Origin of the sequence: Streptomyces sp. NPDC127068 (assembly GCF_042724695.1) — a bacterium.
In the GTDB taxonomy this organism is placed as follows: Bacteria; Actinomycetota; Actinomycetes; order Streptomycetales; family Streptomycetaceae; genus Streptomyces.
This window is the reverse complement of record NZ_JBHXEN010000014.1, coordinates 109,354-122,196: the sequence shown is the minus strand read 5'-3', so window position 1 is coordinate 122,196 and position 12,843 is coordinate 109,354. Positions and strand designations below refer to the sequence as shown.

Annotated in this window: 11 protein-coding genes; 7 read left to right on the top strand and 4 right to left on the bottom strand. The window is 72.9% G+C overall.

What is annotated here, in order from left to right; translation table 11 throughout:
* Window positions 1-56 precede the first annotated feature (56 nt).
* Complete coding sequence (tyrS, locus tag ACFWIA_RS11665) at window positions 57-1,346, top strand: tyrosine--tRNA ligase (RefSeq protein ID WP_387002820.1); 1,290 nt, start codon at window positions 57-59, stop codon at window positions 1,344-1,346.
* 102 nt (window positions 1,347-1,448) lie between these two features.
* Here tyrS and ACFWIA_RS11660 read toward each other — a convergent pair whose 3' ends face one another.
* Window positions 1,449-1,730, bottom strand: a complete 282-nt coding sequence (locus ACFWIA_RS11660; protein WP_387002818.1) for a GlsB/YeaQ/YmgE family stress response membrane protein — start codon at window positions 1,728-1,730, stop codon at window positions 1,449-1,451.
* 246 nt (window positions 1,731-1,976) lie between these two features.
* Here ACFWIA_RS11660 and ACFWIA_RS11655 point away from each other — a divergent pair, with 246 nt between their 5' ends.
* Together ACFWIA_RS11655 and ACFWIA_RS11650 are read left to right on the top strand one after the other, a co-directional pair.
* Window positions 1,977-2,363 (top strand): DUF3099 domain-containing protein, encoded by a 387-nt coding sequence (locus ACFWIA_RS11655; protein ID WP_387002816.1) that lies wholly within the window; start codon window positions 1,977-1,979, stop codon window positions 2,361-2,363.
* Window positions 2,364-2,689: 326 nt separating this feature from the next.
* A complete protein-coding gene (locus ACFWIA_RS11650) occupies window positions 2,690-2,908 on the top strand; it encodes a hypothetical protein (RefSeq protein WP_387002814.1) in 219 nt (72 codons plus the stop codon).
* An 11-nt stretch (window positions 2,909-2,919) separates the two neighbouring features.
* On the opposite strand, the gene moaA is transcribed toward ACFWIA_RS11650, so the two are convergent.
* The 3 genes from moaA to ACFWIA_RS11635 form a co-directional block, all read right to left on the bottom strand.
* The gene (gene moaA / locus ACFWIA_RS11645) at window positions 2,920-3,921 is read right to left on the bottom strand and encodes a GTP 3',8-cyclase MoaA (RefSeq protein ID WP_387002812.1); all 1,002 of its coding nucleotides are present in this window, start codon (window positions 3,919-3,921) and stop codon (window positions 2,920-2,922) included.
* 171 nt (window positions 3,922-4,092) lie between these two features.
* Complete coding sequence (locus tag ACFWIA_RS11640; RefSeq protein WP_387002810.1) at window positions 4,093-5,730, bottom strand: cation acetate symporter; 1,638 nt, start codon at window positions 5,728-5,730, stop codon at window positions 4,093-4,095.
* The gene (locus ACFWIA_RS11635; protein ID WP_387002808.1) at window positions 5,727-6,095 is read right to left on the bottom strand and encodes a DUF485 domain-containing protein; all 369 of its coding nucleotides are present in this window, start codon (window positions 6,093-6,095) and stop codon (window positions 5,727-5,729) included. The genes ACFWIA_RS11640 and ACFWIA_RS11635 overlap by 4 nt, the downstream gene beginning before the upstream one ends.
* A 553-nt stretch (window positions 6,096-6,648) precedes the next feature.
* Between ACFWIA_RS11635 and ACFWIA_RS11630 the strand changes: the two genes are divergently transcribed.
* The 4 genes from ACFWIA_RS11630 (at window position 6,649) to ACFWIA_RS11615 (ending at window position 12,843) form a co-directional block, all read left to right on the top strand.
* Complete coding sequence (locus ACFWIA_RS11630; protein WP_387002806.1) at window positions 6,649-8,214, top strand: S8 family serine peptidase; 1,566 nt, start codon at window positions 6,649-6,651, stop codon at window positions 8,212-8,214.
* Between the two features lie 408 nt (window positions 8,215-8,622).
* Window positions 8,623-10,161 (top strand): S8 family serine peptidase, encoded by a 1,539-nt coding sequence (locus ACFWIA_RS11625; protein ID WP_387002804.1) that lies wholly within the window; start codon window positions 8,623-8,625, stop codon window positions 10,159-10,161.
* A gap of 78 nt (window positions 10,162-10,239) precedes the next feature.
* Window positions 10,240-11,712 (top strand): CoA transferase, encoded by a 1,473-nt coding sequence (locus ACFWIA_RS11620; RefSeq protein WP_387002802.1) that lies wholly within the window; start codon window positions 10,240-10,242, stop codon window positions 11,710-11,712.
* Window positions 11,713-11,748: 36 nt separating this feature from the next.
* Window positions 11,749-12,843, top strand: a complete 1,095-nt coding sequence (locus ACFWIA_RS11615; protein WP_387002800.1) for a CopD family protein — start codon at window positions 11,749-11,751, stop codon at window positions 12,841-12,843.

Below are 12,843 nucleotides of genomic sequence, written 5' to 3'. Positions count from 1 at the left end.
GGCCCGCACGACGAGCAGGACGAGCACGACCCCGTACGACAAGGAGACACGAGACCGTGACGGACATCGTCGACGAACTGAAGTGGCGCGGGCTGCTGGCCCTGTCCACTGACGAGGACGCCTTGCGCAAAGCGTTCGCGGACGGTCCCGTCACGTTCTATTGCGGCTTCGACCCGACCGCGCCCAGCCTGCACCTCGGCAACCTCGTACAGATCCTGACCATGCGGCGCATCCAGCAGGCGGGCAACCGGCCGCTGGGCCTGGTCGGCGGGGCCACCGGTCTGATCGGTGACCCCAAGCCGAACTCGGAGCGCACCCTGAACGCGCCCGAGGTCGTGGCGTCCTGGGTGGAGCGGCTGCGCGGGCAGATCCAGCCGTTGCTGGACTTCGAGGGTCCGAACGCGGCGGTCATGGTCAACAACCTGGACTGGACCCAGGGCATGTCGGCCATCGAGTTCCTGCGGGACGTGGGCAAGCACTTCCGGGTCAACAAGATGATCGCCAAGGAGGCCGTCTCCCGACGGCTCAACTCCGATGCGGGCATCAGCTACACGGAGTTCAGCTACCAGCTCCTCCAGGGCATGGACTACCTGGAGCTGTACCGGCGCTACGGCTGCACGCTCCAGACCGGTGGCAGTGACCAGTGGGGCAACCTCACCTCCGGCACCGACCTGATCCACCGGGTCGAGCCGGGTGCCGAGGTGCACGCGTTGGGCACCCCGCTGATCACCAAGGCGGACGGCACCAAGTTCGGCAAGACCGAGTCCGGCACGGTGTGGCTGGACCCGGAGATGACCACGCCGTACGCCTTCTACCAGTTCTGGCTGAACGCGGACGACCGGGACGCCTCCAAGTTCCTGCGGATCTTCAGCTTCCGGTCCCGGGAGGAGATCGAGGAGCTGGAGCGGGCCACCGAGGAACGCCCGCAGGCCCGGGCCGCCCAGCGCGCCCTCGCCGAGGAGCTGACCACCTTGGTGCACGGCGCCGACCAGTGCGCCGCGGTGACCGCGGCGTCCCGGGCGCTGTTCGGTCAGGGCGAGCTGGCGGACCTCGACCCGGCGACGCTGACGGCGGCCCTGTCGGAGGTGCCGCACGCCGAGGTCGCCGAGCTGGGTCCGGTGGTCGACCTGTTCGCGCAGGTCGGGCTGGTGGCCAGCAAGTCCGCGGCCCGACGCACGGTGAAGGAGGGCGGCGCCTACGTGAACAACGTCAAGGTGACCGCCGAGGACGCGGTGCCCGCGGCGGCGGAGCTGCTGCACGGTCGCTGGCTGGTGCTGCGGCGCGGCAAGCGGAACCTGGCCGCGATCGAGGTCACGGGCCAGGAGCCCGGGGAGACCACCGACTGAGCGACCACGCGTTCGAGGGGACGGTTCCGCGGTAGCGACTACCGCGGAACCGTCCCCTCGGCGCTGGCGGCGGGGGCGTTTCCCCGCCGGTGGTGCGCGGGCTCAGGCGCGCTGTTTCTTCTTGTTGCCCCACAGCGCCACGTACGCCATGTCGCCGAGTCCGACGACGATGACGGCCGCGACGATCTGGAGGGCGTGCCTGCCCCAGTCGATGCCGCTGGTCTCCGCGATGCCGAAGGCCGCCGCCAGGGAGTTGCCGATGACGGCGCCGATGATGCCGAAGATCGTCGTCAGCCACAGCGGGCTGTGCTGCTTGCCCGGCAGGATCGCCTTGGCGATGAGCCCCAGCACGAATCCGACGATGATCGCCCACAACCAGCCCATGGGTGCCTCCTGGTTCTGCTCGACGCGTGGTTCGTCGTGCGTGCACCCAGTGTCCGACCGACGACGGTGCGCCGCACGTCGGCAGCGTCCGGACGCGGCCGGACGCCTGGGGGAGATGCCGTTCCGGGCGGCTCGTTCCAGCCACTGTCCGGCCTCCCCCGGTCTCGTGGGCCGTGCGGCCGGGGCGTACCGTGAGAGCGGTTCGGACCGGTGTGGGTCCTCAGGAGCGGGCGGTGGTGGAACGTGATGCGGAAGCAGGACGACCCCGGGGTCTTCCGGATCACCGGGGCACGACAAGGGCTCTCCGAGGACGTGCGGCGCAGACAGCTCCGGTACATGATCTCGATGTCCGTCCGGACGGTCTCGTTCGTGGCCGCCGTGGCGCTGTGGAACGTGGAACGGTATGTGGCCGTTGTGGCGCTCGTGCTCGGCATGGTGCTGCCGTACATCGCCGTGGTGATCGCCAACGCGGGGCGTGAGAACGCGCCTTCGCTGCCCTCGACGTTCATCAGGACGCCCCTGCCGTCCGCGCTGTCGGGACCTGCACCGGAATCCGGTGCGGAATCCGGTCGGGGGCCCTCGGCGAGGGGTGGGGCCGGTGCTGCGGGCTCCACGGGAGGCGCCTCCGGCTGAGCGGAGCCATTGCGCCAAGCTCAAGAACTGCTCAGATCAATCATGCGGATCCAGTGCCGGGCGGCGGGTGACGCGTGACATACTGCGTACGCGCTCCGCATCCCCCGTCGGAGCGACTGACCGACGCCGGGCAGCTCCCCCCGTGGCTGCCCGGCGTCGTTGTTTTCGGACGGGGTGCGCGGAGCCCGCGATCGGGACGCGCTTACTGTGGTGACGTGAACTCGCTCCCCCCGCGCCCCGACCCGTCCGCATTCTCGGGGTCTTCGGTTTTCCCGGGCTTCCCAGGCTTCCCCGGGTCCCTTCCCGAGCCCGTGCCGGGTCCGCCGGTGTGCTCCGCCAAGGGGTGCCGGGCCGACGCCGTGTGGGTGCTCGCCTGGAACAACCCGAAGATCCACGCGCCGGAGCGGCGCAAGACGTGGCTGGCCTGCGAGGAACACCGGGAGCACCTGTCCCAGTTCCTGGGGGTGCGCGGGTTCCTCAAGGACGTCGTCGCCCTCGCGGACTGGCGGGAGCCCGCCGACGAGGAAGGGCCCGCGCAGGGTTGACCCCGGGGGCGTCAGCCGCCGATCGCCGACATCGGGCGGTCGGGCTGGAGGAAGGACGGGTCGTCGAGGCCGGAACCGGGCTTCTTGGCCCACATGGCCGCGCGCCACAGGCGGACGACCTCCTCGTCGACGTGCGTCGGGTCCCCGCCGGTCCGCAGGGCGGCCCGGAGGTCCGTCTCCTCGCGGGCGAAGAGGCAGTTGCGGACCTGGCCGTCCGCGGTCAGTCGGGTGCGGTCGCAGGCCGCGCAGAACGGGCGGGTGACGGAACCGATCACTCCGACCCGCCCGGGGCCGCCGTCCACGATCCAGCGCTCCGCCGGGGCCGAGCCCCGCTCCTGCGACTGCTCCGGCTCCAGGGCGAAGCGGGTGCGCAGGGAGGCGAGGACGTCCCCCGCGGTGATCATGCCGGTGCGTTGCCAGCCGTGCTGGGCATCGAGGGGCATCTGTTCGATGAACCGCAGTTCGTAGCCGTGGTCGAGCGCCCAGGCCAGCAGGTCGGGTGCCTCGTCGTCGTTGAGGCCGGGCATCAGGACGGTGTTGACCTTGACGGGGGCGAGGCCGGCGCGGCTGGCCGCCGCCAGGCCGGCCGTGACGTCGGCCAGCCGGTCCCGGCGGGTGAGGGCCTTGAAGACCTCCGGGCGCAGGGTGTCGAGGGAGACGTTGACCCGGTCGAGGCCCGCCTCCCGTAGCGCGTCCGCCGTGCGGGCCAGGCCGATGCCGTTGGTGGTGAGCGAGATCCGGGGGCGGGGGGCGAGCCGGGCGACCCGGTCCACGATGCCCACGAGGCCGGGGCGCAGCAGCGGCTCGCCGCCGGTGAAGCGGACCTCGGTGACCCCGAGCCGGGTGACGGCGATCCGGATGAGGCGGACGATCTCGTCGTCGGTGAGCAGCTCGGACTTGGCGAGCCAGGCCAGGCCCTCTTCGGGCATGCAGTACGTACACCGGAGGTTGCACCGGTCGGTCAGGGAGACCCGCAGGTCGGTGGCGACGCGGCCGTGGGTGTCGATGAGCACGTGGGTCCCCTCCCCGGTGGTGGCTAGGCGTGCTGGGCGAGCGCGCCGACCGGGTGTCCGGTGCGGTGCGGTCCCCAGGGTTACCGGTGAGCCTACGTGAGGGTGCGGGCGGGGGGCGGGCCGATTCCCGTCGCCGTCCCGCCGTGCGGGGCGGGACGGCGAGGGGTCCGGTCAGTGGGCCCCGGTGCCGGTGAGCGAACGGACCTCCAGTTCGGCGTACTTGGCGCGGTCGGCGGGCTCCTTGGACAGGAGGGTGCCGAGCCAGCCGAGCAGGAAACCGAGCGGGATGGAGATGATCCCGGGGTTCTCCAGCGGGAACCAGTGGAAGTCGACGTCCGGGAACATGGAGGTCGGCTTGCCGGAGACCACCGGGGAGAACAGCACCAGCAGGACGGCGCCGCTGAGGCCGCCGTAGATGGACCAGAGGGCGCCGCTGGTGGTGAACCGCTTCCAGAAGAGGCTGTACAGGATCGTCGGGAGGTTCGCGGAGGCGGCGACGGCGAAGGCGAGCGCCACCAGGCCGGCGACGTTGAGGTCCCGGGCGAGCGCGCCGAGGCCGATGGAGACGATGCCGATGGCGACGGTGGCCCAGCGGGCGGCCCGCACCTCCTGCTTCTCGCTGGCCCGGCCCTTCTTGATGACGTTCGCGTAGATGTCGTGGGCGAACGACGAGGACGAGGCGAGGGTGAGTCCGGCGACCACGGCGAGGATGGTGGCGAAGGCGACGGCGGAGATCGTCGCCAGCAGGACGGCGCCCCAGGTGGAGTCCACGCCGCCGATGTGCAGGGCCAGGAGCGGGGCGGCGGTGTTGCCGGCCTTGTTGGAGGAGGTGATCTCCTCGGGTGCGATGAGGGCCGCCGCGCCGAATCCGAGGGCGATGGTCATCAGGTAGAACGCGCCGATGATGCCGATGGCCCAGTTCACGGACTTCCGGGCGGCCTTGGCGGTGGGCACCGTGTAGAAGCGGATGAGGATGTGCGGGAGTCCGGCGGTGCCGAGGACCAGGGCGATGCCCAGCGAGATGAAGTCGATCTTCGAGGTGGCGGTGGCGCCGTACTTGAGGCCGGGCTCCAGGAAGGCGGCGCCCTTGCCGCTGTTCTCGGCGGCCTTGCCGAGCAGGTCGGAGACGTTGAACTGGAACTTCCACAGGACCAGGAAGGTGATCAGCAGGGTGCCGCCGATGAGGAGGACCGCCTTGACCATCTGGACCCAGGTGGTGCCCTTCATTCCGCCGATGGTGACGTAGAGGATCATCAGGACGCCGACCAGGGCGACGATGAGGACCTTCCCGCCGTCGCTGGTGATGCCGAGCAGCAGGGAGACGAGGACGCCCGCCCCGGCCATCTGCGCGAGCAGGTAGAAGATGGAGACCACGATGGTGGAGGTGCCGGCGGCGGTGCGGACCGGGCGCTGGCGCATCCGGTAGGCGAGGACGTCGCCCATGGTGTAGCGGCCGGAGTTGCGCAGGGGTTCGGCGACCAGCAGCAGGGCCACGAGCCAGGCGACGAGGAAGCCGATGGAGTAGAGGAAGCCGTCGTAGCCGAAGAGGGCGATGGCGCCGGCGATGCCGAGGAAGGACGCGGCGGACATGTAGTCGCCGGAGACGGCGAGCCCGTTCTGGAAGCCGGTGAACTGTCGGCCGCCCGCGTAGAAGTCGGCGGCGTCCTTGGTCTGGCGGCCGGCCCAGACGGTGATGAACAGGGTGGCGACGACGAACGCCGCGAACAGGGAGATGATCAGCGGTCGGTGTTCGCTCGCTTCGGAGGCTGCGAGGACGGCCGGGGCGAGGTGGTCGGTCGCGGTGGTCATGCGCGTCCCTCCATGCGGTCCTTGATGGCCTCGGCCTTGGGGTCGAGCTTCGCCGCGGCGTGCCGCGAGTACCACCAGGCGATCAGGAACGTGGTGAGGAACTGGGCGAGGCCCAGCACGAGGGCGACGTTGATGTTGCCGAAGAGTCGGGTGCCCATGAAGTCGCCGGCGTAGTTGGACAGCAGGACGTACAGCAGGTACCAGGTGATGAAGGCGACGGTCAGGGGGAAGGCGAACGACCGGTACGAGCGGCGTAGTTCGGCGAACTCCGCACTGCCTTGGACCTCGATGAACTCCTCGGTGGACGGCAGGTCGGCCCGGCGGTCGGGTTCGCCGTTCGGTGGGGGTGGTGCGTCGGTGGCCACGGAGTCTCCTCGCGGTGCGGATGCGACGGATGGGGGGTGCGACTCTGTTCTGGGGCTCGATGCGGGGGTGCCCGGCGCGACCGGTTCGGCCGCGGGGGCGGGCGGTGCGGACGTGCGTGACGGTGGGGAAGGAGCCGTTGCTGACGTCGGATTCGGTACGGACATGTCGTTTTCTGACCTCACGGTGACGTGGATCACGCGAGTCGGATGGATGCTAGGCCCCTTGAGCGTGATCCGACAGGGGGCTTGACGGCCTGGCCGTCTGTCCAACGGCACGGCGCGGGGGGAGGAAGCGGCTCCCCGGGGACCGAACGGGGACTGAACGGGGATTCAGCCGGCCGACCGGAACCGGGGCTTGACCGGCGACGGCACGGGGGGTGCTCCCCGCAACTGGACGCGCATAGAACGGCGCGTTCGGCATTTCTTACGGAAATCATTGAAGGCCGGGGACGCCTAGGGATAACTTCGCCCTGAGCCATACGTCATGTACCTGCCCGATCACTCACCATCCCCGTGGTCGGGCTGCCCCGTTTCCGGATGATGTGGAGATCCCATGGTCCCGCTGCGCTCCAGACGTCGGTCCCTCCTGGCGGTGCCGCTCGGTCTGGCGCTCACCGCGTCGCTCGGCTTCCTGCCGGGCACCGCGACCGCCACGTCGGGCGGCTCGCCCCCCGCCGCCGCGACCGCCTCGGCTTCGGTCCCCGCCGACGGTCCGAAGCTGGCGTACGTGGTCAACACCAAGGTCGACCGGGGAACGGTCGCCGCGGTGCGCAAGGCGATCGCCCGGGCCGGCGGTGAGGTGGTCATCGCGTACGACAAGATCGGCGTGATCGTCGCCCACTCCGCCAACCCGGACTTCGCGAAGACGCTGCGCACGGTGCGCGGCGTCCAGTCCGCGGGCGCGACCCGCACGGCGCCGCTGCGGGCCGCCGCGACCACGCAGGAGGGTCCGCCGGAGTACCTGTCGAAGGCCGCGACCGCCGCCGCCACCCCGTCGACCGCGGCGGGTCGGGAGTCCGTGCCCGACACGGAGCCGCTGGAGGCGGAACAGTGGGACCTGCGGGTGATCGGCGCGGACAAGGCCGCGAAGATCAACCCGGGCAGTTCGAAGGTGACCGTCGCCGTCATCGACACGGGCGTCGACGACACCCACCCGGACCTGGCGCCGAACTTCTCGGCCGCCCAGTCGGCGAACTGCGTGGGCGGCAAGCCCGACACCTCGCCGGGCGCCTGGCGACCCGAGAAGCCGGAGCACTACCACGGCACGCACGTCGCCGGTGAGATCGCCGCGGCCCGCAACGGCATCGGCGTGGCGGGCGTGGCTCCCGGGGTGAAGGTCGCCGGCATCAAGGTCGCCGACCCGGTCAGCGAGCTGTTCTACCCGGAGAGCGTGGTGTGCGCCTTCGTGTTCGCGGCCGACCACGGCGTCGAGATCACCAACAACAGCTACTACGTGGACCCGTGGCTGTACAACTGCATGGCGGACCCGGACCAGCGGGCCATCGTGCACGCGGTCAACCGGGCCCAGCTGTACGCCCAGCGCAAGGGCACCCTGCACCTCGCCTCGGCGGGCAACTCCAACCACGACCTCGCCGCCGACGAGATCCTGGACGACTCCAGCCCCGACGACTCGGTCCCGGTCCCGCGGACCATCGACCCCAGCGAGTGCTTCGACCTGCCCACCCAGCTCCCGGGCGTGGTGACGGTCAGCGCCACGGGTTCGAAGGGCCTCAAGTCGTACTACTCCTCGTACGGCGAGGGCGTCGTGGACGTCGCGGCACCGGGTGGCGACCGCCGTTACCAGATCCCCGACACCCCCTCGAAGAACGGACGCATCCTCTCCACCATGCCCGGTGGCGAGTACGGCTTCCTCCAGGGCACCTCGATGGCCGCCCCGCACGCGGCGGGTGTCGCCGCGCTGCTGAAGTCCGAGCACCCGTGGGCCTCCCCCGCCGTGCTCCAGGCACTGCTCAAGGCGCAGGCCGACAACCCGGGCTGCCCGGCCGAGCCCTACGACCCGGACGGTGACGGCGTCGTGGACTCGGTGTGCGAGGGCAACAAGCACGCGAACGGCTTCTACGGCTACGGCGTGGTCAACGCCCTCGCCGCCGTCGACTGACCGGTCGGGCCCACCCGTTCCCCCGGTGACGTGGGACCGGCGCGCCCGGTCCCGCGTCCGGCCCTGTCCGGGCGCACGTCCGGTCCCGCATCCGGGTGCACGCCCGGGCGCGGGGGGCGCGAGTTGGTGCGCGGGGGACGGCGAGCCCGCCCCCCGCGTCAGCCCCCCCCGGCGCCCGGCTGCCCCCCCCTGCGCCCGTCGGGCCGTCCCCGCCCGGCGCACCTTCCCGCGCGACGCTCCCCGGCCGGCGGCGACGACCGACCGGCTCGCCCCCGTACCGCGCGTCCCCGTACCGCCCACCACCCCGCGCGGCCCCCGCGGCGCCACCCACCGCCCCACCCCGGCTCCCCCAGATCGTTACTCCCACCCGGCGCGCCACCCGCGCCGGTCAGACGAACCGGAGATCACATGAGCACCCCCCTCCCCCGCACCCGACGCGTCGTCACCGTCCCGCTCGGCATGGCCCTCGCCTCCACCCTGGCGTTCCTGCCGCACGCCACCCCGGCCACCGCCGCCGACACGGAGAGCACGCCGTCCGCCCCGAGCGCCGCACCCGTGGGGACGAACCTCAGCTACGTCGTCAACCTGCGCCACCCGCACGCCGCCGCCTCCGTCGAGCGGGCCATCCGCAAGGCCGGCGGCACCGTCGTCGCCACCTACCGGAAGATAGGCGTGATCGTCGCCCACTCCACCGACCCGGAGTTCGCGAAGACGCTGCGCACGGTGCGCGGCGTGGAGTCGGCGGGCGCCACCCGCACCGCGCCGCTGCCCGCGCAGGCCACCGGCGTCTTGGAGGCGCCCAAGGAACTGTCCGCCGCGGAGGTCGCGTCGGCGACCGAGACCGCGAGCGCGTCCCAGGACCCGTTGCAGCCCCTCCAGTGGAGCCTGCCCGCGATCAAGGCCGACCGGGCCCACGAGCGGACCCTCGGCAGCAAGGACGTCACCGTCGCCGTCATCGACACGGGCGTCGACGACACCCACCCGGACATCGCCCCGAACTTCGACCGCGCGGCGTCCGTCAACTGCGTGTCCGGTGCCCCCGACACCCGGGACGGCGCCTGGCGTCCCGGCCCCGGCGAGAGCGCCCACGGCACGCACGTCGCCGGGGAGATAGCCGCGGCCAAGAACGGCACGGGCATGACCGGAGTGGCCCCCGGCGTGAAGGTCTCCGGCATCAAGGTGTCCACCCCGGCCGGCTTCTTCTACACCGAGGCCGTCGTGTGCGGCTTCATGTGGGCCGCCGAGAACGACGTGGACATCACCAACAACAGCTACTACACCGACCCCTGGTACTTCAACTGCGACGACGACCCGGACCAGAAGGCGCTGATCGAAGCCGTCTCCCGGGCCGCCCGCCACGCGGAGCGCAAGGGCGCCGTGAACGTCGCGGCGGCGGGCAACGAGAACTTCGACCTCGCCGCCGACGAGCTGACCGACCCGTCGAGCCCCAATGACAGCACCCCCGGCACCCGGGTCGTGGACCCCTCCGAGTGTCTCGACATCCCGACCCAGCTCCCCGGGATCGTGACCACCGCGTCGACCGGCGCCAAGGGCGTCAAGTCGTCGTTCTCCAACTACGGCAAGGGCGTCGTCGACATCGCCGCTCCCGGCGGGGACTCGACGCGGTACCAGCCGCCGCAGGCCCCCGCCACCAGCGGGCTGATCCTCGGCACCCTGCCCGGCGGCGGCTGGGGCTACATGGCGGGCACCTCGATGGCCTCCCCGCACGCGGCCGGCGTCGCCGCACTCATCAAGTCCACGCACCCGCGCGCCACCCCCGCACAGGTCAAGGCCCTGCTGTACCGCGGCGCCGACGCCACGCCGTGCACCGACCCGTACGACATCAACGGCGACGGGAAGGTCGACGCCGTCTGCGAGGGCGGCACCAACCGCAACGGCTTCTACGGAGTGGGCGTCGCGGACGCCCTGGACGCCGTCAGCAAGTAGGCGCGGCACGGGCGCGCCGGCCGCCGCCGGCGCGCCCCCGGTCCCCGGTCGCACCACCGGTGCCCTACCTTCGCGACCATGACCCACGAAGCCCGTCCGACCGCCCCGGACCTCCGGTCCGCCTGGACCGCGCTGGGCGGCGACCCCGCACTGCCGTCCCGGGTCACCACCGTCGACCGGGCCGACGTCCTGCCCTCGCCGCTGCCGGTACGGGAACTCGCCCGCGCCTGTGTCGGGGCCGCCTCGCTGGCGGCGGCCGAACTCGCCGCGGAGCGGGGCGCGCCCGGCCGGGTGCCCGCCGTCGAGGTGGACGACGGGGCGGTGGCCACCTCGTTCGTCAGCGAACGGCACCTACGGGTCGACGGTCGGGCGCCGGTGGCGTTCGCCCCGCTGTCCCGGTGGTGGCGGACGGCCGACGGCTGGCTGCGCACCCACGCCAACTACCCGCACCACCGGGCGCGCTTGCTGACCTCGCTGGGACTGCCCGCCGACACCGGTGACGAGGACGCGGTGGAGCGGGTCGCGCGGGTGCTGGCCCGGTGCGACGGCTCCCGCGCGGAGGACGTCGTGCACGCGGCCGGCGGTCTGGCCGTGGCCCTGCGCACGCCCGCCGCGTGGGCCGCGCACCCGCAGGGCGCCGCGGTGGCCCGACTGCCCCTGGTGGACCGCGCGGTGCTCCCCGGCCGGCGGGGCGGGGCGCGCCGGCTGCCGCCGCCGGACGGTGCGCTGCTGCTGCCCGCGGCCGGGGTGCGGGTCCTGGACCTCACCCGGGTGATCGCCGGGCCGGTCGCCACCCGCACCCTCGCCCTGCTCGGTGCGGACGTGCTGCGCGTCGACTCCCCGGAGCTGCCGGAACTGCCCGACCAGTACGTGGACACGGGGTTCGGGAAGCGGTCCACGGCCCTGGACCTCGCCTCCCCTTCCGGTCGCCGGGCGTTCGACGCCCTGGTGGAACGGGCCGACGTCGTCGTGACGGGGTACCGGCCCGGCTGTCTCGACCGCTTCGGGCTCGACCCCGCCGCCCTGGCCGCCCGACGGCAAGGGCTGGTCGTGGCCCGGTTGTCGGCCTGGGGTCCGACCGGGCCGTGGGCGCAGCGACGCGGCTTCGACAGTCTGGTGCAGGCCGCCTCCGGCATCGCGGCCACCACCGGGTCACCCGAACGGCCCGGCGCGCTGCCGGCCCAGGCGCTCGACCACGGCAGCGGCCACCTGCTGGCGGCCGGGGTGCTCCGCGCCCTGACCCTGCGCCAGCGGGACGGCGCCGGACGGTCCGTCGAGGTGTGCCTGGCCCGCACCGCGGCCTGGCTCACCGGCACCGGCGTCGATGCCGTGGCGGAGCCGGCCCAGGGCCCGTCCGGTACGGTCGGCGCGCCGTACCGGCCCGGGGCGCCGGGCGGAACGGACCGGTGGCTGACCGAACGGGACGGGCCGGGAGGGCGACTGCGGTACGCGCTGCCACCCGTGCGCTTCGCGGGCGGCCCCACCGACTGGGCGACCCCGCCCGGCCCGTGGGGAACGGACCCGGCCCGCTGGCGGGACGATCCCGTCTGACTTGCCCCCGTCCGTCCCCGGTGGTGAAGATTCGGTGTGGACTCCCTACCCCCGATACCCGGGGCGGACGACACGGCGGCGGCCCGCCCGTCCCCGTTGTCCGCCGTCCCCCGGCCGACGTGGCGCGCCCCCCTCGCCCGTACGGTCACCGTGCTCCTCCTGTTGCTGTGCGCCGGTCTGATCCCGCTGCTGGGACCGTCGTTGGCCCTCAGCGGCACCGGGGAGGACCCGGCACCCGGAACCGCCGGCATCGGCCTGTTGCGGACGGTCCTGTTCGCGGCCCTGGCGATCCAGTGCGGGGAACTCTTCGGCGGGCTGCTGGCGCGCCGGGTGCCGGAGGTTCCGGACGTGGGTCCCCCGCCCCCGTGGTCGGGGTACGCGGCGTTCGCCGGGACGGTGGCCGCACTGGGCCTCGCCTCGATCGTGGCCACCGGGAACCTGGTGCCCGGCCAGTTGTCGGACATGGACGTCGGCGGGCTCTACCAGACCCGGGACGGGGCGCTGGCCCTGGTGGAGGTGAACGCGTTCCTGGTGGCGGGGTTGTCGTCCCGGTCGCGGCGGACCGCGCTGCGGGCGCTGCCGCTCGTCGCGATCGTGGTCGCCGAGGCCCTGCGGGCGCACCCGGTGACCGAGTTGCGGCCGCTGGTCGGGGCGGGGCTGACCCTGGTGCACCTGACGAGCGCTTCCCTGTGGGTGGGCGGTCTGGTGTACGCGGTGCGGGTCGGCTGGTGGTGGCGGGCCGCCGACCCCCGTGCGGGCACCGTACTGCTGGCGCTCTACGCGCGGGTGGCGGTGGTCCTGCTCGCCGCGGTGACGGCGACGGGGCTGGTCAGCACGGTGCGCCGGATGCCGCCGGACACCCTCTTCGAACAGTTGCGGACCACCGCCTACGGGCGGGTGCTGCTGGCCAAGGCACTGCTCATGGTGGTGGTCGTGGTGCTGGCGCTGGTGGCCCGCGGCCGGTTGCTCCGGGCGACCCGGCCGCGCCGCAGACGGGCCCGGCCCGCCGATCCGCTGGCCGCGTTCGCACCCGCGCGCGTCGAGGTCGTCGTCCTGGGCCTGGTGGTGGCGGTGTCGGCCCTGCTGACGGCCCTGCCGGTGCCGATCCGATGGGGTGCGCTGTGGTGGTGA